The sequence below is a fragment of the Paenibacillus sp. D2_2 genome (assembly GCF_031199965.1).
GTDB lineage: Bacteria > Bacillota > Bacilli > Paenibacillales > Paenibacillaceae > Fontibacillus.
The window spans coordinates 2,835,982-2,858,967 of record NZ_CP133605.1 but is presented as its reverse complement, the minus strand read 5'-3'; the positions used below and the strand labels follow the sequence as shown (position 1 = coordinate 2,858,967).

Sequence of the window (22,986 nt, the reverse complement as noted above, 5' to 3'; positions counted from 1 at the left end):
TCTAAGATCAATCCATCATTACCACCTAATCAACAGAGTTCAATACATGATAAGGAGTTCAGCTTATGAACAAAGAGGTGACTTTAAAAGAAAGCCTATTTCTTTTAGTCGTATTGTTAGCGATAATTGGAGCTTGTATTATCGGTTTAGGAATGGATCCACAAATTCCTATCTTAATCTCCCTGGGCGTAATTATCGTATTTGCCAAAATAAAAGGAGCTTCCTGGGATCGGATTCATAAGGGGATCTCGAATGGAATCTCTCCAGGGTTGATACCTATACTTATATTTATGTTAATCGGCGCATTAATTAGTGTCTGGATTGCAGCAGGTACGATTCAGACTATTATGATATATGGTTTTAAAATTTTATCCGCTAAATATTTTTTGCCTTCCGTATTTGTGATTTGCGCAGTCGTAGGGATTACGGTAGGCAGCTCATTTACAACAATCTCAACTGTCGGCATCGCCTTCTTCGGCATGGGGCAAATTATGGGCTACCATCCTGCCATTACAACTGGAGCCATCATTTCAGGTGCCTTCTTAGGCAACAACATCTCTCCATTATCAGATACAACCAATCTGGCATCGGCCATTGCTGAGGTCGATTTATTTGATCATATTCGTTATATGATACGTGTTGTCATTCCGGCATTCCTCATCACCGTAATCTTCTTCTTAGTCACTGGACATGCCAAAGTCCTGACAACCGGACAAGAAGTCAATGAACTTGTGAATACACTAAGTAGTTCATTCCCGATTTCTGTCGTAACGTTAATTCCGGTTATCGTACTCTTCCTATGTGCTTGGCGAAAGGTTCCAGCTATTCCAACCTTATTGATGAGCATTCTGTTCACGATTGGTGTGATTTACATTTATTATCCGCATACCAGCTTATCGGATATTTCTGCACTGATGCAAAATGGTTATGTCGCTAATACTGGTGTAGAAAGCGTGGACAAGCTGCTTACACGTGGTGGCATTCAGAGTATGATGTGGTCGGTATCCTTGATTCTCTTGGCACTTGCTCTAGGTGGATTGCTCGTCGAAATGAATATCATCAAGACGATCATTTCACGCATTACCTCATTCGTAAGCACCAAAGGAAAATTGATTCTTATGACAGGCTTAAGCGCGATGGGTGTTAATCTGCTGCTTGGCGAGCAATATTTATCGATTATATTGCCTGGGGAAGCTTTCAAATCGCAGTATGATGCGATACAATTGGACCGCAAAGAAATGTCGAGAATACTCGCCAATGGTGGTGCAGCGGTCAATGCTCTAATCCCATGGGGCGTGAGTGGGGTATTTATCACCGGAACACTCGGTGTATCAACCCTCGAATACTTACCTTTTGCTATCTTCTGTATTGTGGCGCCGATCCTAAATATTCTGTACGGGTTCATGAGTAGAAAATCGGCCAAAACAGCGCATTAATTCGTTATGACATAAAAAAAGTTGGTTTTAATAAGCCAGCTTTTTTTATGTTAATGTGCTTAAATATTGATATGGTAATAATTGCAGGTGAAAATTATTGCTAAATTATGTTATACATAGATCAGGGGCTTGTCATGACTCGAGGAGGGACTATTAATGCTTATTGATGAATTAAAAGGAAAAGCATTGGATGAATTTATAGAAGGCATCCTAACATTAGAAACGAAGAGGAATGCTACGCTTTCTTTGACGACTTATGTACGGTTAACGAAATAAAGACTTTAGTCCAACGTTTTCAAGTTGCTAAGATGCTGTATAACAATCATACTTATAATCAAATTGAAACCGAAGCGGGCGCAAGTACAGCGACGATTTCCCGTGTAAAACGGTCATTATTCCACGGAAATGACAGTTATGATATGATCTTCTCGCGCATGCAAGACCAGCAGCATCCTAATAAAAAACAAGATTAACCAGAGCGTACATCCCAAAAACCTCCGTTCAGACAAATAGACTGGAGGTTTTTTAATTTGATTTAAACATTAGGTCGATACCTTATTAACAAATAAGTAGAAACTAAAAGAAGATACAGAAACATACCAGGCAGAGCAGAATAATGTCCCCAATTGATATGTATACCTATTGATTGGGTCAAAATTGCAGCAGGCACTAAGATCATCGGGACGATCAGTGTATTTATAAGTAATTTATCTATATTGATTCTACCGATAACTCTTTTCAGTTCTATCAAATTCATTGTTGTTACGATGAGTTCCATCAATATAATACCAATTACTGCTCCAAGAAGATGCAGTCCTTCTATTGGTATGAATAAATAATGGGATAAGGCAGCAACGGAAATTCCAATAATGGTTCCAATCAAGCTTATTCGCTTATTGTCTTGTGACCAGAGGATGCTAGTTGATATCTCTCGTAATCCGCGAGCAGAGGGATGATAAATAACCACTGTATAAGTTCTGCTGCTTCTGGAGTTCTGAAGAAGACCAGAGAGAGTTCGCTTTTGTAGTACCACAGAAAAATACAGGTAGCTATCCCCCAAATCCAGCCTATTTCCAATGCCTCTCGGCTTCTTGTATTAAATTGTCCAATACGTCTCTCTTTCCAGGCCATGACCAGTTTCATGGTAATGGTATGTGATATTGCCCCCGTCAGAATCGTGGGCATATACACAATCAGAATGGCCATACCGGTGAGCAGACCGTACATGGCCGTCGCTTGCGAAGAATCATAACCCGCAGTTTGGAGTCTTGAAGGGATAATCATAGCGTCCAGCATATCAGAAAAAGGAACCATTAATCGGGTCATTGCAATCGAGAAGGAACTTCTTAAGAACCAAATACCGTCTGTGATTCTAGAACGGGGAGTAGTAGAGTATATTACATCCTTTCTTTTCGTATGCAAATAATAAATTAACAAACTGATAAAAGCGGCAATACCGCCAAGGGCTGTTCCAATCTGACTTATTCCAGCTGAATATATCGTTCCCTGAGGCATCAGAAGCCAGGCGATGGATAACATAAGAACGACACGAACTGCTTGTTCGATTAATTCAGATACAGCTATAGCTCCATAAGATTCCAGACCTTGAAGATAACCCCGGAGCAAGCTTAGCAATGGAACCACAAACAGGGCAAGTGAGAGGGGGCGTATGAAGATTGACAAATGAGGATTGCCGAGCCATTCTGAGACATGCTGCGAATAGCTTATCGATAATATACATATCGCTGTTCCAACAAGACCAAAGACGACAGACAGACGTTTGAACCAGATCCAGCCATGGGCATTCTGTTCAGCCGTATATAAAGCCAAGGCGGTTGGTACACCACCTGTTATAAGCATAAATACAAATCCATAATAGGAGTAGGCAATTTGGAACAACCCTATTCCTTCTGTACCTACCATGCGGGTCAATAAAATCCTGCCTATTAGTCCCATAGCTTTAACCAACGTTATAGCACCGAGACGAATTCCCATCTGCCTTATGACGGGTGGTATATTCACAAATCTCACCCCAACACATACATACTTGTCCATTAAATATATGAAATGGATTAAGTACGTATGTGTTTTTCTGAATTATTCACTAATCACGTATATGGATGAGGATATATTTGGTTGTATTATCCCAGCCTAGATCGAACGGAACTCTGAAGCGATCTGCGGTGTGAGAGTTGACAAGAGGGTAGCCATGATCATCGAATCCGGTAACGACAGAGAAATGATCAACATCATTTTTTAAGACATGTGCGATTAAATCTCCCTCCATAAGTTGACCAATTGCTCCATACGGATAAGAATCCGAATTCTTGGTCAAATCAGGATAGGAACCATTTGCGATTACGCGACCATATCCCGAGTACAGAATAAAATTTTTAAGAGCATCCGTCTGAATCCATGTCCTGCTTCCGCCATTCGGATAGCGATACCTCCAGGACCCTAACATAGGCAGGCCGCCACCTTCCTCTGGGTCCCCAAGAGCTTGGGAGGCAAAATTGGTACAGTCTCCACCGTGATTGTTGTAACTTTTGTATTTCCGATTGTATCTTCCATTATTGCCTGATCCCCAAGCCAGCCCCGCATATTTATTCGCATAAGCTACGGCCGCTGTCCGCTTATAATTTTTGCTGTCTTGGGGAACTTCACGGTTAGGTGAGGAGGTGGGGACACCGGAAGGTATCAGGCGTGGATTTTCTTCCAATGGATCTAGATACCATTCTTTCCACACAATCCAGCGATCGTCCACCTTCTTTAAAGTAATAGCATGCCATGTCCCTAATCCGAACCATTGCGCTGCAGAAGGATGATTCATATAGCTATAGGATATTTTTTGTGAATGACCTAAGGAAACAACAGCTGAATTCTCACTGATCCTAACTCTGGTCACTCGGATCTTAGATTGGCAATTGACAATCTTCATGTCTCTTTTCTTAGCCCAAGTATGCAAGTAGAGTTTACGAGCTACTTCCATCTTATAAGCTTGGCGACTTAACGAGTGCTTATTATCGTAGAAGCTTTCTAATTTATTGTTACGACCCGCCAGATAATCAGATTTTAACGCAAAAAGATCATTCAAAGTTTGTTTTATCTCTTTCTCGGAAGTTGTGGTTGCTGCATCTGCCGGGCTATACAGACTGCACATCATAAAAGTGCAAAGCAGCATTACAGCAGTCCATTTTTGCATTTTTTCTCCCCACGTCTTGGATTTTATTTTGTAGCTATTATCATGTCCCCAAGACCCGAGTTATATGAGCACTTTAACCTTACGCAGTTTCGAGAAATTCTCATTTCAGCTATGTGCTTCTATTTGCTTCTTTGCACGAAGATATCTTCGATATTGCACTGGATCAAACTTATTCAATCCGTGAAAGCTTGGATTCGTATTAGCCTCGATAAACCATACCTTTCCTTTCTTATCGATTCCCATATCCAACCCAACAATTCGAAGAGGGAAGCGAGAACCCAATTTCCGTGCGATTTTGTAGGAAACACCGCTTAGCTCCTTCATAACTGAGGGTACGTTTAGCCCTTGATCAGCCCCTCGAAGGACTTGTTCTATTTTTGCATCCCGCGCACCTTTTGCCACATTAGTAACGATGGAATTTGATCTTGGTGCGACCTTTGCACTCATCCAGGTAAGCAGCCATCGATTGGAGGGTTTCTGGAGCACGATCCGCAAATCAAAAGGTTTCTTTCGATAAGTCGCCAGTGGAATACCTTGCTGGATAATGTATCTCTTGCCGCGTTGCATTCTTTTTGCGACTTCGAAAGCTATTCTGGTGTTGGGGTACTTTTGGGACGATGATTTGAACGAAATCAAGCTTTCGAAGTTATTAATCCTCTTGATCCGGATAATTCCCGTTCCTTGTGACCCTTTATCGGGTTTAATATACAGAACAGGGTTGGTTTTGAGCATCTTAGTAAGAGTCGCGGCATGATACCAGTGAGTTACCGGAATGTGGCGGTATAGTTGGGGATCATGTATCAAAGCCGATCCTTTCTTCATTTTGCTTAGAATGTATTTATGTTTCATATTAGATCACCTCTATCTTACGGTATTCTGAACCATTTATCGGGATGACGGCTATTGTCCTGACTAGTTCATCTTATTATCAATTCTAAAAATTCATTTATGATGAACTGTGCTTCTTATTCCGTAACAAACCAGATTATGTCACATAACATGAATTAAAAAGGAGGGTGACAATGAAAGGTGTCATTCTTGCTGGAGGGACCGGTTCCAGGTTGTATCCCCTCACAAAAGTCACAAACAAACATTTATTACCTGTAGGGAAATATCCCATGATCTATCATCCCATTTATAAGCTGCTTCAGGCTAATATACACGAAATCCTTATAGTAACTGGTAAGGAACACATGGGATCCATGGTAAATCACCTAGGCAGTGGACGCGAGTTTGGAGCAGAATTCACTTATAAGGTCCAAGATGAGACAGGAGGGATTGCCCAAGCGCTCGGATTGGCGGAGACATTTATCGGACCTGATCTCTTTACCGTTATATTGGGGGACAATGTCTTCAATGACCACATTGGTTCATATGTCGAACACTTTATCCATCAGTCAAAAGGTGCCAAGATTCTTATTAAAGAGGTCCCCGATCCAGAACGGTATGGTGTTCCTGCGTTTAAGAATGATCGAATCATATCTATTGAGGAAAAGCCGCGTCTCCCAAAAAGTACGTATGCAGTAACTGGAATTTATATGTATGACAGTCGTGTTTTTGACATTATCAAGACGCTTAAACCATCTAATCGTGGAGAACTCGAAATAACGGATGTCAATAATAGCTACCTTGAGAACAATGAGCTAACATACAACGTACTTCAAGGTTGGTGGACAGATGCCGGAACTCATGGATCCTTGGCCAAAGCGAACAAATTGGCCAGCGACATAGATTTTGGAGGTTTATGTAGGTAGGGATAATCCATTGGACCATGCATCGCCGCCCTTCTTCCGTCGTTGGAAGAGGGCGGCGACAGTTTAATCTAAAATACGTTCTTTGATTAATTGATTGTTATTCCAGCACTTGCATAGCCGGTGACTACCGTAATTACAGTAATATCCGTACCTGAAACTGTGAATACCATTAATAGACGATCTTGCGGACTTACGGACACAGATAATCCGGTCGTAATACCGTTCAGTACAGTTCCAAACGCAACTATCCCCGTGATGGATGGCGACAGATCTACGGAGGCTCCAGGAATCGGAATGAAGGTGTTGGTTGGCCCGGATGCCGCTGTTGAAGTGTATAGCTGTGCAGTAACTGTTACTGTTGCTTCTAGTGTCAGTGCGATTGTCGTACTGAAGAATGCGGCAATGGATGTGATCGTACCTGCACGAGGCACCGAGAACGCGAAATCAAGTATCGGGAATTCAATTAGTGTACCGGACAAATCGATTATTCCGCCTAAAGCGCTAATGCCATCTATGGAGCTTCCGAATCCAACGAGACCACCGGTGCCAACTAACCCAAGGGCAGTAGTTGCCAATACGATAGGACCACCGGACGCATATGGAATGATTGCGCTAGCGCCAGTAACACCAACAGCACCTGTAATACCCGTTACACCTGTAGCTCCAGTGTGCCCAGTGGCACCCGTTGCACCAGTGGCACCAGTCGCACCTGTAGCTCCAGTAGCGCCAGTGTGCCCAGTGGCACCAGTCGCGCCTGTCGCACCCGTAGCACCCGTAGCACCCGTTGCACCTGTAGCACCTGTAGCACCTGTAGCTCCAGTAGCGCCAGTGTGCCCAGTCGCGCCTGTCGCACCCGTAGCACCCGTAGCACCTGTAGCACCAGTAGCACCAGTAGTACCAGTTGCACCCGTTGCACCAGTAGTACCCGAAGCACCCGTAGCACCCGTTACACCAGTAGTACCCGTAGCACCAGTAGTACCAGTTGCACCCGTAGCACCAGTAGTACCCGAAGCACCCGTTGCACCTGTGGCACCAGTAGCGCCAGTAGCCCCGTTGTACCTGTAGCACCTGTGTCACCAGTCGCACCAGTAGCCCCGTAGCACCTGTAGCACCTGTAGCACCCGTAGCTCCTGTATGCCCAGTGGCACCCGTAGCTCCTGTATGCCCAGTGGCACCTGTAGCCCCAGTATGCCCAGTGGCACCCGTAGCTCCTGTATGCCCAGTGGCACCTGTTGCGCCAGTATGCCCAGTGGCACCCGTAGCTCCTGTATGCCCAGTGGCACCTGTAGCCCCAGTATGCCCAGTGGCACCTGTTGCGCCAGTATGCCCAGTGGCACCCGTAGCTCCTGTATGCCCAGTGGCACCTGTAGCCCCAGTATGCCCAGTAGCACCCGTTGCGCCAGTGTGCCCAGTGGCACCCGTAGCCCCAGTATGCCCAGTAGCACCCGTAGCTCCTGTATGCCCAGTGGCACCCGTAGCTCCTGTATGCCCAGTGGCACCCGTAGCCCCAGTATGCCCAGTAGCACCTGTTGCGCCAGTATGCCCAGTGGCACCTGTAGCGCCAGTATGCCCAGTGGCACCTGTTGCACCTGTTGCACCCGTTGCACCCGTTGCACCCGTCGCACCTGTAGCTCCTGTAACACCCGTTGCACCCGTGACTCCTGTAGCTCCTGTAGCTCCTGTAGCACCCGTTGCACCCGTCGCACCCGTTGCACCCGTGACTCCTGTAGCTCCTTTAGGTCCTTTAGGTCCTTGTGGCCCTTGTGGCCCTTGAGGTCCTTTCGGCCCTCTAGGCCCCTGAGGTCCCTGTGGTCCCTGAGGCCCCTGAGGTCCTTTCGGTCCTCTAGGCCCTTGAGGTCCCTGAGGTCCTTGTGGACCTTTTACTTTCAGATTAATGGTTTGCTTCAGTTTTACATTTTGTTTTACATCACATTTGCAATTTTTATGTCCACATTTTTTACATACCTTTTTTGGCTGTTTGGGGTGCAATTTTCTCACCTCTTTCTTGTAAGCTTATGTATGGTATGTAGTAGGCAATAAATGAGGAAAGGCTTCTACCTAACATTGCTAAAAAATAACGTGATGCTTGTCTATATGACGAAAACACGGTTGACTAAAAAGGGAGTATCTCAAAAGAGAATACACCCGAATTAGAGGTCGATATGCAGATTATGGGGATAGAGGATAACATTATAAAGCTATGAATACCTAATTAATAGAGGATTTTACACCACTTACTATCACATTGATTTTTTGAGTTACAGTAACTGTTTGTTTTACTTTGCAGTTGCGATTACAACGGTTTATTTTTTTACATCTCCTTCTTGATTGTTCTTCTTTACAGTTCAATTTGATAACCTCCTTATTATTAATTTATGTATCTTATGAAATTGGCAATAGGTGTGTACAGGCATTACCACATAACTCTAACAATGTGCTCTTGCTTTCATAATATAAAGAATATGGAACAGAATTCACGATAAAAGACAGACGAATTGTCATTTTTCTTTTCAAAAAAGTAAGAATGTGAAGAGGGGATAATATGCTATCAAAACAAACTCCACTATTGACCGCTCATTTATTCATATCAGGAACCAAATCATGGGATGGATGGAAAGACATCATGACAAGAATGAATGAAGCTTGTATCACTTTGAAAATATATGGACCTAACGATTTGTTGGTAGATATTAAACCAAAAAAACCACGTGTCTATCTTTCATTGGGGACTAGGCGTGAAGAATTTGATACATTGAACTCTTTACCCAATCACGAAAAAAAACGTTGGTTGCATTTTAGCTCACCGGAAGAGATACAACCATGCAAGTTATTTTATTGCTGGCTCAGCAGTACAGATCCTCTCCCAGAAAACAAAGCCATACCTTTAACTAGATTTTCATCAGAGACCCCTCTAGTATCTGTCTTCACAGCTAGCTTCAAATCCCAGAAGAAAATACAGCGCCCTTATCGCTCTCTTCTGAATCAAACCTACCCTAATTGGGAATGGGTGATTGTTGATGACTCCGGTGATAAGGATGAGACTTACAACAAAGACTTACTTCCTCTTAACGATCCTCGGGTAAGAAGGTATCGTCAAGATTCTCGTAATGGATACATTGGAGCAACCAAACGGTATGCAGCAGGTCTGTGTACAGGGGAAATTCTAGTTGAATTAGATCATGATGATGAACTAACCTCTGATTGTCTTGAGAAGATTGTGGGGGCATTTCAAAAACATCCTGAGTGTGGTTTTGCTTATGGGGAAAATGCAGAAGTATACGTAAGAAGCCATCATGCTCAATGGTATGGTTGGGACTGCGGTTTTGGATACAGTGTGTATTACCGAGTCTGGATCCATGAAATGAATCGATGGCAAAATGTGTTGAAACAAACGACAATCAACGGGATGACCATCCGACATTTGGTAGGGTTACCGAATCATCCTCGTGCTTGGACGAGGGACTGTTATCACTTGATTGGAGGTCATCGCGAGGAATTATTGGTTTCGGACGATTACGACATCCTAGCGCGGACGTTTCTTGTTACAAAATTTGTAGCGATACCACATCTACTTTATATCCAGTATCGAAATGAAGATGGGGATAACTCTACTTTTCATAGAAATCAGCAGATACAGATCCTTTGCGCGGAACTAGAAAGTTATTATCATCAGAAATTCCACACAAGATTGAAAGAATTGGATTTACCTGAAGCTGTAGAATGTAGTCATGTATGGGAAACAACTACAGATGATCCGCACGAAAATCCGCTCAAATCAATGGCGAAGACTCAACAAAAAAATCGATTCTTTTTCCTATTCCATATTCCTATGTTACAAAAGAGCATACCGAATTAATTAAGACGCTTCAAAAGGGCATAGAGACCAATTTTAAAGAGTTTGAAGTAGTCGTCGTAGGCAATGTTCCAACAGAAGTTGAAACTTTTGCATCTATGTCGCGGGTGGGGGCGATTCGATGGTGGCCAATGGAACCGGATGATTCCTTAGACACGTGTATAGAGTATGCCAAGCTTTGCTCTTCTTGTAGTGAAAAAGTAGTCGTATTACCGTGACCCCATATCTACTTGCTGATTAAAAGTGCGTATTATGAGATTAATCATAAATTCATGACCCTGAGCATAGATTCATCTTGATTGACAGTACTAAGAAAGAAGGTAGCCTATGATCAGTATAAAGTTCAATCAGCTACTGGACTTTGCAATACTGCCTGCTCGAGAAAAAATAGAAGATACACGGTGGCCTGATGACAGCTCCAGATGGATCAAAACGAAGCGTGTCAAAGGAGTATGTTGGCCATACCGGATGGCGAAGGAGTTGGGCTGGACCATTCGTTGTCCAATCGACATTGATATCCAGCCCGTAAAGGAAATCCAAATTTCCAGTCAGGACCTGACTGAGTTTGCACGACTCAAGCATTTGTATCCTATGGAGGATTGGGCACATAAAAATGACGTAATCATCGGCGTTACACCCGCTGGTTGGTATAAAATCCACGAGTATAAATACAGCGGATTATACTATCCGATGCTGCTTCCGAATGGTGAAGGAACATTTGAATGGAGGCAAGGGTGGAGTGTAGAGATTCCCAAAGGTTACTTCATCCTTATACAACCAATCGAAACGCAAGACGGCCGTTTTATCATACACCCTGGCATGCTACATGGGCCTACGTTAGCAAGAGTTCAGGAGAGATTAGGATTGCCGCTCGCTTTCGAACCATTGAAGGAATGCCGAATTCGAAGAGGGGAGCCACTAGCTAAGCTTTTAGTTCTCCCCATGTCGGTTCTCAGTATCAAGAGTGAAATATCTATACCAAATATAGATGAAAGTCCAGGTTAAGCGATCGCTACGATAGTGAACGTTACACCTAAGTTATTTATTGTGAATAAAGAAGTATTAACTAGATTCAGCACGCTATCCGGTCCTGGCGGGGTGGTAGCAATTATAGTCCCTGACGTATGGATGCCAACTGGCGAGTTCGGAGCGGCTGAAACAAAGCTGTATTCGATTTCGGTACCGTTCAATGTCAATATGAATTGTATTGATGAAGCTTGTGGAAGTGTTATTGTTATTTCTGATGCTTCCCAATTGATCAGATAGCTGTGTCCACCTGCAAGCATAATGTCTGGCGAAGGTGGCGTTTGAGTGATCAAAGTTCCGCTAATAACTGGCTCCATGTTAAATGGAACGGTTCCTCCTGGAGGAATCGGTGACGGTTCAAATCCTCCGTCGATGATTGCAAAATTGGCAGTGATCAGCGGTCCAGTTATTCCTGTAGCACCAGTAGCGCCCGTTGCACCTGTAGCACCAGTAGCACCAGTAGCACCAGTAGCACCCGTTGCACCTGTAGCACCAGTAGCACCAGTAGCACCAGTAGCACCAGTAGCACCAGTAGCACCCGTTGCACTTGTAGCACCAGTAGCACCCGTTGCACCAGTAGCACTTGTAGCACCAGTAGCACCCGTTGCACCAGTAGCACCTGTAGCACCTGTAGCACTTGTAGCACCTGTAGCACCAGTAGCACCAGTAGCACCAGTAGCACCCGTTGCTCCAGTATGCCCAGTAGCACCCGTTGCGCCAGTATGCCCAGTAGCTCCCGTTGCGCCAGTATGCCCAGTAGCTCCTGTTGCGCCAGTATGCCCAGTAGCACCCGTTGCGCCAGTATGCCCAGTAGCTCCCGTTGCGCCAGTATGCCCAGTAGCTCCTGTTGCGCCAGTATGCCCAGTAGCACCCGTTGCGCCAGTATGTCCAGTAGCACCCGTTGCGCCAGTATGCCCAGTAGCTCCCGTTGCGCCAGTAGCTCCTGTAGCGCCAGTATGCCCAGTAGCTCCCGTTGCGCCAGTATGCCCAGTAGCTCCTGTAGCGCCAGTATGCCCAGTAGCTCCCGTTGCGCCAGTATGTCCAGTAGCACCTGTAGCGCCAGTATGCCCAGTAGCACCAGTAGCGCCAGTAGCACCCGTAGCGCCAGTGTGCCCAATAGCACCCGTAGCACCTGTTGCCCCCTGAGGACCTTGAGGTCCCTGAGGACCCTGAGGTCCCTGAGGACCCTGAGGTCCCTGAGGTCCCTGAGGACCCTGAGGACCCTGAGGTCCCTGAGGACCCTGAGGACCCTGAGGTCCCTGAGGGCCTTTAGGACCTTGAGGGCCCCTAATCCCTCGTACTTTCAGATTAACTTTTTGCTTCACATTAACATCTTGCTTCACATTGCATCTGCATTTTTTTTGACCACATTTTTTACATGCCTTTATTGGTCGTTTGTGGGGCAATTTTCTAACCTCCTTCTTTTAGACTTATGTATCATATGAAATAGCTCAATAAATAAGTAAGGGCATGTACCTAACATTGCAATAAATTGACGGGGACAAGGTTTTTTTAACCAGCCACTAAATTAAAAAAACCTCAATTTCTAAAAATGAATTGAGGTTCTAATTAATATTCTCCATATTCAGCTTTTATTTATTACAATAATATCTTGATAGCTTGTAAACTCAGGTCGCCCACACCAGGAACCATAATAAGGTTTATTTATCATTGTTAATTTATATTTATTGAATAGACGCTGGATTTCATCTTCAGAATAAGCGACTGCGGCATTAGGTATAGCTGTATTAACTACATAACAATTTTCCACCTGATGATAAAATCCTTGTGTACTTAATCCGGAATTTAAATAATGGGAGGACTCAGAATTCATTAAAAAGAAAGTAATAAAACATCTGCCATCTTGTTTGAGAACACGAACGATTTCTGATAAATAATGATCTAATTCTTTTGGAAGTAAGTGAGTGAATACAGAGGTTAAAAAAATGAAGTCAAATGATTCATCTTTATAAGGAAATAGATACCCAGAAGCATCTTCTTTTCCTGTAGGGTTATACATTTGGTTGTAAATATCAACATGCTCAAAATGAAAATTGTCATGACTAATTGAAATATTATTTTGACACCATGTAATACCTTGCTTAAAGATATCAAAACCATAATAGGAACCATGTTCATTTAAATAATTGATTAAAGGCACCGCCATTCTTCCAACTCCGCAGCCTACGTCTAATACCTTCTCATGAGGTTCTAACTTTCCAATTCGGGTGAAAAGTTCGAAAAATTCTCTTCCCACCTCTTCGAAACCGCCTCCTACATATTGTATTAGATCAGGAGGGGGAATTAAAGAATGTTCACTATCATTATAGCTCATTATATCACTCCTCTTTTTACAGGCCCCTAATGTAATTGTTCTTACTCTTACTCTAGTAACTGGGGAAGGGAACGTATTATTCATTAGTCTTATCTCAACGTTATGTTGGGGGAGTCTAAATGAAGATTGTCGGTTAGTACGATAGAATGAGTAACTTTATATTCCAATAATTTATTAGTGCCAAAATTAGAAGTTATATCAACAACAAAATCACAAGGATGATCTACCTCTAATTCTAAATTAAACAAATAAGATCCTACCTCAAGGTCAACATAAGGTCCGTAAAATACTGCTCCCATTCCTTGAACGGGGATCCATCCCTCTAGATCAAAATGTGTAGGAATATTGAAGGATTGAGGAAAATTGAAATATAGGGATTGAATAACGTAAGGAGAATGAAATTCAAATACCGTGTTATCAAAAATTAATTCCTTATCACTCTTCTTATTAATTTCTAAAACAACGATTCCATTTGCATTAGGAAATGGCGTTCCAAAGCTGGTATCCATTAGGTCTTCTTGTAAGCAAGGTGACCATATTTGCCTAGGAATAACGCTTGATATCTCCATATCGATTTTTTTATAATATCTTGTATTAAGTTCGTCGCCCGGTATGTTATATTTCTTAGTCAATAATTGCATATAGAGATCATTAAATTGTATTAACCATCCCAAATCCATTAACTTGCCAAAAGGAATTGTAATTAATGCTTGCCCACCTTCTTTTAAGAGTTCATAGATTTTTACGATGGCTTTCAAAGGTGCATCTTTATGCCGAATAATATCTTTTTCTCCATAACAACCTGATGGATCTGTGAATTGTCCAATATGTTCAACTGTTGATATGCTTAGAATAGCATCGTACTTTTCAGCAGGATTATATTCCATTACATCTATACTTAAAACATCAGGAGCCGTCTCGAACTTATCAACAATATCTCTTCCTATGGGTTCTTGCAAGTAAGAATGAAGTACATTTCCAACTTCAAGTATTCTTTCGGATTTATGCTTGATTAGAAAGTCGATACCTATCGGTACTTCAATACATCTTTCAGATGTATTGTTAATGGGTACCCGACAATAAAAGAGTTCTCTTTCGCCATACATAAAAGTATCTGAATATGGAAGGTTCGAAAATAACCCCACGAATTTCTCCTCCTTTACACGCTACCATAGTGGAATTAATGATAGTCCTAGCCGCTAAACGACAGGATTCTCTCCGTCATATTTATGAGCAAGGTTATATTGTGCCCAATTTAAAAATGCTGTTTGATGAATTCCTTACTCGTGTAATATATGCAAACAGGTTTTTCTGGTGATACATACATGCACAAATATGATTCTTATTCCGTAACAAACCAAACTATGATACATACCATGATAAAAAAGGTGGTGACGATGAAAAGTGTTATTCTTGCTGGAGGAGCCAGGTCCGATTTGTATCCCCTCACAGAATCATAGCTGCCAATTATAACTATCTTGGAAATAATGAGATAAACATACAACAACGTACAAGATTAGAAAGGGGAGGGATAAATGATGAAGATTGTTGCGTTCTACTTACCCCAGTTTCACAGGATTCTAGAAAATGATAAATGGTGGGGAGAAGGATTCACAGAGTGGACAAATACCAGAAAAGCTACGTCGCGATTTCCACAGCATTATCAGCCACGTGAACCCTATCAGAACAATTACTACGATTTAACGGATCCCTCCGCACGTAAGTGGCAGGCCGAGTTAGCAAAACAATTTGGAATCTACGGATTTTGCTACTATCATTACTGGTTTAAAGGCAAACAATTACTGGAGACACCCTTTAACGAAGTACTTAGAACAGGTGAACCAGACTTGCCATTTTGTCTATCCTGGGCCAATGAACCATGGACCCGTAGATGGGATGGATCAAGTGGTCATGTACTTATGCCACAAGACTATGGTAACGAACAAGACTGGAAACTCCATTTTGACTATTTACTACAAGCATTTATGGATGAAAGATACATTCGAATGGATAACAAACCTATGTTTATCATTTACCAACCGGGCAGTATACCACAGTGCGAAGCCATGCTTCAATATTGGAATCAGCTAGCTATAGCATACGGGTTCAATGGTATTTACTTTGTAGATACGTTAAATAGTTTCTCTATTCCGAACGTCAAAGGATTCGATGCCAGTGTCGAGTTTGAACCTCAATATACGTGGATTCATGGGGGTCGCCAAGATCTCTGGAACGTGTTAAAAGGTAATCAAGAAGAGGATATCTGGGTGATGGACTACGACCGATTATGGGAATCGCTTCTGTCTAGAAATCCGTATGATACGACTAAGCAGATATTTCCCGGAGCGTTTGTGGATTGGGATAATACACCTCGTGTAGGAAATAATGCTCTAACCTTTCAGGGTGCAAGTCCTGAAAAGTTCGTAAAGTATCTTAGTCATCAAATTCTACGTGCTAAAACACTGTACAAGAGTGATTTCGTATTCATTAATGCGTGGAATGAGTGGGGAAGGAGCTTATTTGGAACCCGATAGTCGCTACGGATTTAAGTACCTTGAGGCGGTAAAAAGGCGCTCGAGGCGAATGGGATTGTCATTCCATAGTCCTGTTGTCCCTTGATTGAAAAGCTCTCAATTTCTTAAAATAAGAAATGAGGGCTTTAACAAATTAATTCATTTTACGGAGAAGACGCAAACGATCGTAATCACATACATACACATATTCTTTACTCTCACAAAGTTCATCAACTGCTTGTTGGACACCTTCATAAACATTGTAATCATGAAACGCAATCATTCCTCCGGCTACAACTCTTGGAGAATAAAGTTCGATATCTTTCTTTACATCTAAATAGTTGTGATTTCCATCGATGAAAAGGGCTGAAATATGCTCAGGACAGTCATGGATCGCTTCATGACTAAATTTTTTAATTGGAATCACATAATTCTCTAGTTGAAATGCTCGTATATTTTTTTGAAAGTCATTATAGTATTCACCATATTCAATACTCGGAATAAATGGATCAATGGCATATATCGAACGTTTTCGCTTACTAATCCACTTACTCCCGAAACCAAGGGCTACTGTACTTTTTCCTTTATAAGAACCGATCTCAATGATTTCCCCATCTAAATGATCAACTAAAGCGGGTAAATGCAGAAGTGCTGTTTGCTCCAGATTTGTTAACCAGCCATCAACCTGTTCTATGAATCCATACAAAATACTGATTTGTAATTGAGGATATGTTTCATGTACGCTCATTTTATTAAACTCCTTTCTAATGAGACCCATTAAGATTCATAAATAACCCCATGAATTTCTCCTTCTTTACGCGCTTAGATTAAACCTAACTTTTCAAGTCTTTTATATATCATCGTACCTATTACCTGCGTAGAGAAACGTTTATGAATGGTTTCTTTTCCTTTTTCGGCAATCGTGCTATACCATAATGGATCAGAGACAAGTTTCTGCATATAATAGGCTGCATGATCAATATCAGGTTCTGCCCATATTTGATCGTGTCTGTAAGGACCATAGTCTCTTCCGACTTTAATAAGGGAATAATCCACTGCACAAGAGTTATCTCGATCCATAAAATCGGTATTCCCGGACCAATTCGTACCAATGACTGGCTTTCCTAAATACATTGCTTCTGCTAACACAAGTCCAAAACCTTCTGAACGATGTAAAGATACGAAGCAATCAACAGATTGAATCAACGCATTTATTTCTTCTCGTCGGAGCGCTTGATTGATAAGGAAAATATTGTTGTTATCTTTGATTAAATCTTGAAATTGCAGCACTTCTTCAGGATGATACTCAGAGGCATTCACTTTTACTACTAATCCCACAGAGGGATCATTTTTAGAAAAGGCTTTTTGAAATGCTATGATAGCTGCAATTGGGTTCTTTCGTTGTAAAATACTTCTCGTATCATACATAGTAAGAAACAAAAAGCGATCTGTGGGTAATTCAAAGTACCTACGATCTATATCTTCAGGACATTCAACTTGAATACAATGCGGAATACAAGTAACAGGAAGATTTGTTTTCTTAGATACTGCATTGAATACAAAAGAAGAAGGGACCCAAATTTCAGCTAAAGGTCCGAAACTACTTATCCAATCTTCTGGTATTACTGGTAACTCCCAATGCCAGTAGCCAATATTATAACGTCCATTAAAAAAATGCTGTCCAAGCGTATTATAAACACCTAGGAACATATCTGGATTCATGTGTAAAATATTCACATTGTGGACAGGGGATTTCATCTCCTTATCTACCCAAGACAGATCCATTAATGGAATCGGAAGTGGACAGTTAATAATACCAAATGGAATGTTTGTACTTTGAATAGCCCTTGCTGCGGAGCGGCAAGATTCTCCTATCCCGGCCTCAAGACGTGAAAAACCTACTAAGTTTATCCCTTTTCTTAAATGCGGTAATACCCGTGTGCTGGCTGTCTCAGATAAATGATCTTCTGATATCACAATATTAAATCTGGAGAAGAAATCGTCTTCTTCGTCAAATTCATTAGCAAGGTTATATTGCGCCCATTTCAATAGATCAATTTGATCACTACGGAGTGGATCTGGAAAAGCTTGTTGCAAATTAGGACTATTTCTATAAATTTCAAATAATAAATTAGGAATATAGGTATTATGCTGAACTGGAGCTATTGCCCATTCGAAAAAGAATCCCATTTTGAATATAAAGTAGGATCTATTTTTATTTTAAAGCGGTTAGGTAGATCATCACCAATCGAATATTCTTTACCTAAAAAAGTTTGAGCCCAGTTTAAAAAAGCGGTTTGATTCATTCCTAATGGATCCGGAAAAGCTTCTTGTAAATCTAATCTACTTTTGTGAACTTCGTACAATAAATTAGGAACATGAGTATTTTCATGAACGGGAAAAAGACACCAGTGAAGTGTATTATGGGCTAATGATCCTTCCATATTGCTCCCTCCTAAAATGAAAACAAGAGTATATCACTTAAAATTAATTAACAGAGCAACTTATATAATATATACAAATAAGCTCATCAGTGTGATGTAAACAAAAATAAAATACGCTAACGCCGGTAGGGTACCGACTTCAGCTTGTATCTTAATTTTGTTTCGCTATCTCTATGTGAACAGTCGATACACATTGATTTAATCGTTGTTTTATCTCGTCTGTCATGTCTTCACCATAATACTGAAAGCCGTACAGAATTACCTGTAGAACTTTTTCTAAAGCCTGTTGATATTCTATTTTATTTTGTAAAAACCTATAATTTTGAGACGTAGTTATGAGATGTGTCAAATCTTCGGTACCTTCTAGGGTTTTCATATACGAATTTAATTGTTGACCTGAATGCATTCGAAAAGAGCTTAAAGGTTCCGAGATATATGCCAAATTTCCTTTAGATAATAAATGAAGCCATGATGCCATGTCTACACAACAGTTATATTCTCGTCCGTTTAAAGTCCCAAAAGGCTCCGTTAAATGTTGTTTTTTGAATAATGCAGTAGTTGGTTCTCCAATATAATTATGACAATCCATTAGCATTCGATTTCCAGCATACGTTCCAGGTAATATAGTAGTAAATTCGAACAACTTGATATTGATTGAATCAGGTATATGTACACCCGCTTCATTAATTAATTTTCTGTATGATGTAACCATCGAAATATTACTATCTGTTAGAAAAAAGTTCATCATCTTTTGTATTTTATCTGGATGGAATAGGTCATCATCCATTAGATAGTTAATATAGTCACCAGACGCTTGTTCAAATAACATTAAATCATTTTGAAATTGTCCTAATGTGGGAGAATTTCGAAAATAAATGATGTTTTTATATGCAGGTAAATAAAATTGCTTCACCAATTCTTGAGTTGCATTATCTGTACTATCGTCTCCAATAATAATTTCAATATTAGGATAGGTTTGTGCTAAAACTGAGTCTAAAGCTAATCGAAAGTAATCGGGCCTATTGTATGTCGGTATTAATACGGAAACGAGTGGATATTTTTCATTTGTCATACAAATCACCTCATATTATGTATATGATATTTCATGTTAAATCGTGATGGATTAGGAAAAACAACAATCACGCTGTCGGAAATAAGCATGTTAGGAAATCTATGGAAAACCATGATATCCATATGATAAAATCATATCAACATAATAGAGTGCATCACATCGCCGGAAGGATTGACGATTAGAATCTCGGAAATGGAGTTGGTTCAATTTGGCTAATCATGAAAGCGTTTTTAGTTCGGTTACCGAAATCCCATTCGTGAACCGGGTTGCCAGCGTGTTTGTGCACGTGACGGATTTACGCCGCTCAGCAGAATGGTATAGCCGTTTGTTAGGGTTGCCGATGATGGAAGAGCGGATGAACGGAGGACCCGTCTATTGGTTTGATTTTGAAGGGACGCATTTGATTCTCGATTCGAATAGGGTGAACCGGCAAAACTTGGACTGGGACGAGGGAATGATGCCGCGCATCATGTTCGAAGCGAAGAGCATTGATGATGCCTACCGCTATATTCAAGAGAAAGGCGAGCCACTTTTGGAATTGGAAAGGCATGGGACAATGGCATTCTTCAATTTCCGTGATCCAGAGGGGAACACGCACATGGCTTGCTGGTCCGAACAGGGGGATGCGGATGCCTTGATCACGGGCCAAAGTCCGATTTTGCCACGGGTCGGTGGAGTTTTTGTCGATGTGAAAAATATAAGAGAGGCTGCCCGTTGGTATTCAGACTTACTAGGCGTACCGTTTGATGAAGATGTGGCAGCTCAGCACATTTATTCCGTGCCTGTGATCTCCGGTGCATCGTTGCTGCTTGACCAAAACCGTTATCTAAATCAGGAATCGTTCACGGAAGTATTTTATTTCGAAACCGAGGATTTTGAAGCCGCTCTCGCTTTTGTGCGAAGCGAAGGCTTTGAGCTTGCGGGCGAACCTAGTTATTTCCCGGATTTGAGTGAATTTACACTTCTTGACCCGGACGGCAATCGAATCGTAATCGCGAAAATGAATGAGAGAGGAAAGTGAATTCTATGCCCAAACAAATCAGCAGTTCATTGACCGTATTATCCGTGTCGGATTTGGCACGCTCTAGGCAGTATTACCGGGACGTGCTCGGTTTTGACGTAACAGACTGGTGGGCGGAACGGGACGGATTGACCGGGCTCGCACTCAAGCTACATCAGGCACCAGATCCATCCGCTGTACACCCTAACCCGCCTGAACCAGGTTCGGATCTTGGGATCGATGTCTCCGCTTATGTCGATACATGGGCCGCATTGGACAGCCTTTATGAGGAATTCAAGTCCAAGGGGGCGATGATTGCCCAGGAGCCGGTTATCTACGCGGAGGGCGGACCTTGGAAGGAATTCGTAATTGCCGATCCTGACGGATACCATTTGGCATTTGGTGGCATTGACGGCAGTCGCGCTCACTGCAGCATTGATCCTCACATTCAATCGACATTTTTGTGGGTCAGACACTTAAATCGCGCGGTGGAACGATATTCAAAGCTGATGGGACTGGAAATCAGGGAGCAGGACCGTTACGATCATCTTCATGTGTTTCATTTAGACAACGGGACAGGGCTGATTTTAGATTCCAATGGAATGGACAACATGCCGATTACTGAACGTGGACCTGTTCTATTCAAACTGAGTACTTATGACATTGATCAAGCTGCGAAAGAAGCACAGGAGATTGGCTTTGAAATCGTATATGGGATTCAAAGGCTGCCTGTAGTATCTTTCTTCAACATTCGAGATGAGGACGGTAATATTGTGATGATTTGTCAAGATCACGTGGGGGTATAGCTATGACCGTTGAAATTGTGGAAAGACCAGAATTAAAAGCGGCGGTACTCCGGATCCCGAGAGACGGCCGATTGGTTCGTGAAACATGGTCAAAGGTAGCTGCATGGCTTGATGGTCATCCGGCTGTGGCGGATAAGGAGCATGGGTACGTCTTTATTCCCGAATGGCAGTGGGCGACGGAAGTGACTACGCTATGGGTAGGCATGGTCGTTAACAATTTTGACGGGCTACCTGCTGAATTGGAGGCAATCACCATTTCCGCGAAGCGATTTGCAAAACTGACCGTTCAGGGGGATCGCTCCCAGATGGAAGCTGCTTATGCATACTTGTTCAAGTGGTTCGGAGAGGGACCCTATGAAAGGGATACTCGTGAAGGGGCATTCGGCTTTGAAATGAACCGTCTACTACCCGTGAATCCGTTTCATATTCCGGCCGAAGAGATTGACAGCTTCGATTTCGATATATACGCGCCGATTAAAGAAAAATCAAACGTTCTTGCTCCAGATCGTTATCCAGGTGTTATAAACGTGGAGATCCGCAAGGGGGAACTCGTCGCATCGTTGGGATCGAGACGTTTGTTGACCAGCAGAAGACTAATGCGGGACAAGCGATACCAATGTTCTGGGGAACGTGATGCCGCGGATCCGTGAGATTGCCGATATCAAGCAGCCTTTTGCAACCATTGGATTGTATCAGTACGAACCTCCATTTGGACCACATCAGAATTTTCGTTATATAGCTGGAGTTGAAATAGAATCAGGGTCAAAGGCCTCGCTGCCAGAAGGGATGACGGAAGTTTCAATCCCCGAAGACGACTACGTCGTCATCACATATCGCGGTAAAGCAAGTGGGCTCGGGCAGGTATGGGATTATTTCCACGGGTATTGGTTTCCGCAGCAGACTGAATATGATGCCGTGGATGACTTTGAATTCGAGCGGCATGATGAACGGTTCCTTGGCACGGATAACGAACACTCCGTATTTGAGATGCATTTTCCAATTCGCAAGCGAACCGTGGATAGACGTCTTACAGACCAAATCGTCGTAGACGAGAAGGGCGGGTATGTCCTCCAGGATCTACGAGGTGAGAACATTAGAATGGTGAGCTTTCAGGATGCCAGACTTCATGGAATCGATATGCGAAAGAGTCTGCTAAGGCATGTGAATTTTGTGGGGGCGAAGTGGGAGCATATATATTTTTCAAACGTTCTTATCGATGAAATTCAAATGGGAGGCACGGTTTTCGAGCATATCCGGAGGCCGGATGCATCCGAGAGCCAGTTAAATCGGGAGCCTGGTACTGATGGATGGGTTAACGTGGAGCCCGTTACGTTCCGTAACAGCGATCTAAGTACGGCCATTTTCGAAAACTGCGATTTAAATAATGTAAGTATTCAAAACTGCCGTCTCGATGGCATGATGATTGACGGTATCCCGGTTACGACACTACTGGAGCAATATTCGAAGACCAATGCGAAATAACATAGCGAAAATAAGAAAAGGCGTCCATCTTATGATGGTCGCCTTTTCAGCGTTCAATATTGT

Annotated in this window: 23 protein-coding genes and 2 pseudogenes; 11 read left to right on the top strand and 14 right to left on the bottom strand. The window is 42.3% G+C overall.

Annotated features, from left to right (window positions below; translation table 11 throughout):
• Positions 1-65 precede the first annotated feature (65 nt).
• Positions 66-1,436: a Na+/H+ antiporter NhaC gene (nhaC, locus tag RE628_RS14540; RefSeq protein WP_309159307.1), complete on the top strand. Its 1,371-nt coding sequence runs from the start codon at positions 66-68 to the stop codon at positions 1,434-1,436.
• A gap of 156 nt (positions 1,437-1,592) precedes the next feature.
• Positions 1,593-1,909, top strand: a pseudogene (locus tag RE628_RS14535) (YerC/YecD family TrpR-related protein).
• Between the two features lie 62 nt (positions 1,910-1,971).
• Here RE628_RS14535 and RE628_RS14530 read toward each other — a convergent pair.
• The 4 genes from RE628_RS14530 to RE628_RS14515 form a co-directional block, all read right to left on the bottom strand.
• Positions 1,972-2,319: a hypothetical protein gene (locus RE628_RS14530; RefSeq protein ID WP_309159306.1), complete on the bottom strand. Its 348-nt coding sequence runs from the start codon at positions 2,317-2,319 to the stop codon at positions 1,972-1,974.
• Positions 2,320-2,321: 2 nt separating this feature from the next.
• Complete coding sequence (locus tag RE628_RS14525; RefSeq protein ID WP_309159305.1) at positions 2,322-3,458, bottom strand: oligosaccharide flippase family protein; 1,137 nt, start codon at positions 3,456-3,458, stop codon at positions 2,322-2,324.
• A gap of 82 nt (positions 3,459-3,540) precedes the next feature.
• Positions 3,541-4,638 carry an amidase domain-containing protein gene (locus tag RE628_RS14520; protein ID WP_309159304.1) on the bottom strand — a complete coding sequence of 366 codons (1,098 nt, stop codon included), beginning with the start codon at positions 4,636-4,638 and terminating at the stop codon, positions 3,541-3,543.
• A gap of 105 nt (positions 4,639-4,743) precedes the next feature.
• Positions 4,744-5,460: a YheC/YheD family protein gene (locus RE628_RS14515; protein WP_375143084.1), complete on the bottom strand. Its 717-nt coding sequence runs from the start codon at positions 5,458-5,460 to the stop codon at positions 4,744-4,746.
• A gap of 200 nt (positions 5,461-5,660) precedes the next feature.
• Between RE628_RS14515 and RE628_RS14510 the strand changes: the two genes are divergently transcribed.
• On the top strand, positions 5,661-6,392 hold the full coding sequence (locus tag RE628_RS14510; RefSeq protein WP_309159302.1) for a sugar phosphate nucleotidyltransferase: 732 nt from the start codon (positions 5,661-5,663) through the stop codon (positions 6,390-6,392).
• A gap of 86 nt (positions 6,393-6,478) precedes the next feature.
• On the opposite strand, the gene RE628_RS14505 is transcribed toward RE628_RS14510, so the two are convergent.
• The 3 genes from RE628_RS14505 to RE628_RS14495 form a co-directional block, all read right to left on the bottom strand.
• Positions 6,479-6,967 (bottom strand): exosporium glycoprotein BclB-related protein, encoded by a 489-nt coding sequence (locus RE628_RS14505; protein ID WP_309159301.1) that lies wholly within the window; start codon positions 6,965-6,967, stop codon positions 6,479-6,481.
• Positions 6,968-7,041: 74 nt separating this feature from the next.
• On the bottom strand, positions 7,042-7,335 hold the full coding sequence (locus RE628_RS14500; protein WP_309159300.1) for a hypothetical protein: 294 nt from the start codon (positions 7,333-7,335) through the stop codon (positions 7,042-7,044).
• A gap of 130 nt (positions 7,336-7,465) precedes the next feature.
• Complete coding sequence (locus RE628_RS14495) at positions 7,466-8,107, bottom strand: hypothetical protein (protein WP_309159299.1); 642 nt, start codon at positions 8,105-8,107, stop codon at positions 7,466-7,468.
• Positions 8,108-8,934: 827 nt separating this feature from the next.
• Between RE628_RS14495 and RE628_RS14490 the strand changes: the two genes are divergently transcribed.
• The 3 genes from RE628_RS14490 (at position 8,935) to RE628_RS14480 (ending at position 11,511) form a co-directional block, all read left to right on the top strand.
• Positions 8,935-10,248, top strand: a complete 1,314-nt coding sequence (locus RE628_RS14490) for a glycosyltransferase (RefSeq protein WP_309159298.1) — start codon at positions 8,935-8,937, stop codon at positions 10,246-10,248.
• A gap of 324 nt (positions 10,249-10,572) precedes the next feature.
• Complete coding sequence (locus tag RE628_RS14485) at positions 10,573-11,250, top strand: hypothetical protein (RefSeq protein ID WP_309159297.1); 678 nt, start codon at positions 10,573-10,575, stop codon at positions 11,248-11,250.
• A 15-nt stretch (positions 11,251-11,265) separates the two neighbouring features.
• On the top strand, positions 11,266-11,511 hold the full coding sequence (locus RE628_RS14480) for a hypothetical protein (RefSeq protein ID WP_309159296.1): 246 nt from the start codon (positions 11,266-11,268) through the stop codon (positions 11,509-11,511).
• 166 nt (positions 11,512-11,677) lie between these two features.
• On the opposite strand, the gene RE628_RS14475 is transcribed toward RE628_RS14480, so the two are convergent.
• The 3 genes from RE628_RS14475 to RE628_RS14465 form a co-directional block, all read right to left on the bottom strand.
• Positions 11,678-12,403, bottom strand: coding sequence for a hypothetical protein (locus RE628_RS14475; protein ID WP_309159295.1), 726 nt, complete (start codon positions 12,401-12,403; stop codon positions 11,678-11,680).
• Positions 12,404-12,856: 453 nt separating this feature from the next.
• Positions 12,857-13,606 carry a class I SAM-dependent methyltransferase gene (locus RE628_RS14470; protein WP_309159294.1) on the bottom strand — a complete coding sequence of 250 codons (750 nt, stop codon included), beginning with the start codon at positions 13,604-13,606 and terminating at the stop codon, positions 12,857-12,859.
• Between the two features lie 89 nt (positions 13,607-13,695).
• On the bottom strand, positions 13,696-14,751 hold the full coding sequence (locus RE628_RS14465) for a class I SAM-dependent methyltransferase (RefSeq protein WP_309159293.1): 1,056 nt from the start codon (positions 14,749-14,751) through the stop codon (positions 13,696-13,698).
• Between the two features lie 393 nt (positions 14,752-15,144).
• On the opposite strand from RE628_RS14465, the pseudogene RE628_RS14460 reads away from it, so the two are divergent.
• A pseudogene (locus RE628_RS14460) lies at positions 15,145-16,225 on the top strand (glycoside hydrolase family 99-like domain-containing protein).
• Positions 16,226-16,273: 48 nt separating this feature from the next.
• On the opposite strand, the gene RE628_RS14455 reads toward RE628_RS14460, so the two are convergent.
• The 4 genes from RE628_RS14455 to RE628_RS14440 form a co-directional block, all read right to left on the bottom strand.
• The gene (locus RE628_RS14455; RefSeq protein WP_309159292.1) at positions 16,274-16,867 is read right to left on the bottom strand and encodes a class I SAM-dependent methyltransferase; all 594 of its coding nucleotides are present in this window, start codon (positions 16,865-16,867) and stop codon (positions 16,274-16,276) included.
• Positions 16,868-16,941: 74 nt separating this feature from the next.
• The gene (locus RE628_RS14450; protein ID WP_309159291.1) at positions 16,942-18,309 is read right to left on the bottom strand and encodes a glycosyltransferase family 4 protein; all 1,368 of its coding nucleotides are present in this window, start codon (positions 18,307-18,309) and stop codon (positions 16,942-16,944) included.
• Entirely contained in the window at positions 18,282-18,563 is a 282-nt protein-coding gene (locus RE628_RS14445; protein ID WP_309159290.1) for a hypothetical protein, read from the bottom strand. The genes RE628_RS14450 and RE628_RS14445 overlap by 28 nt, the downstream gene beginning before the upstream one ends.
• 151 nt (positions 18,564-18,714) lie before the next feature.
• Entirely contained in the window at positions 18,715-19,635 is a 921-nt protein-coding gene (locus tag RE628_RS14440) for a glycosyltransferase family 2 protein (protein WP_309159289.1), read from the bottom strand.
• 208 nt (positions 19,636-19,843) lie between these two features.
• On the opposite strand from RE628_RS14440, the gene RE628_RS14435 reads away from it, so the two are divergent.
• The 4 genes from RE628_RS14435 to RE628_RS14420 are packed head-to-tail and all read left to right on the top strand — an operon-like array spanning position 19,844 to position 22,923.
• Complete coding sequence (locus tag RE628_RS14435; RefSeq protein WP_309159288.1) at positions 19,844-20,656, top strand: VOC family protein; 813 nt, start codon at positions 19,844-19,846, stop codon at positions 20,654-20,656.
• A gap of 5 nt (positions 20,657-20,661) precedes the next feature.
• Positions 20,662-21,441: a VOC family protein gene (locus tag RE628_RS14430; protein WP_309159287.1), complete on the top strand. Its 780-nt coding sequence runs from the start codon at positions 20,662-20,664 to the stop codon at positions 21,439-21,441.
• A 2-nt stretch (positions 21,442-21,443) separates the two neighbouring features.
• Positions 21,444-22,091 carry a GyrI-like domain-containing protein gene (locus RE628_RS14425; protein WP_309159286.1) on the top strand — a complete coding sequence of 216 codons (648 nt, stop codon included), beginning with the start codon at positions 21,444-21,446 and terminating at the stop codon, positions 22,089-22,091.
• On the top strand, positions 22,075-22,923 hold the full coding sequence (locus RE628_RS14420; protein ID WP_309159467.1) for an effector binding domain-containing protein: 849 nt from the start codon (positions 22,075-22,077) through the stop codon (positions 22,921-22,923). Before RE628_RS14425 ends, RE628_RS14420 begins: the two co-directional genes overlap by 17 nt.
• Positions 22,924-22,986: the final 63 nt, after the last annotated feature.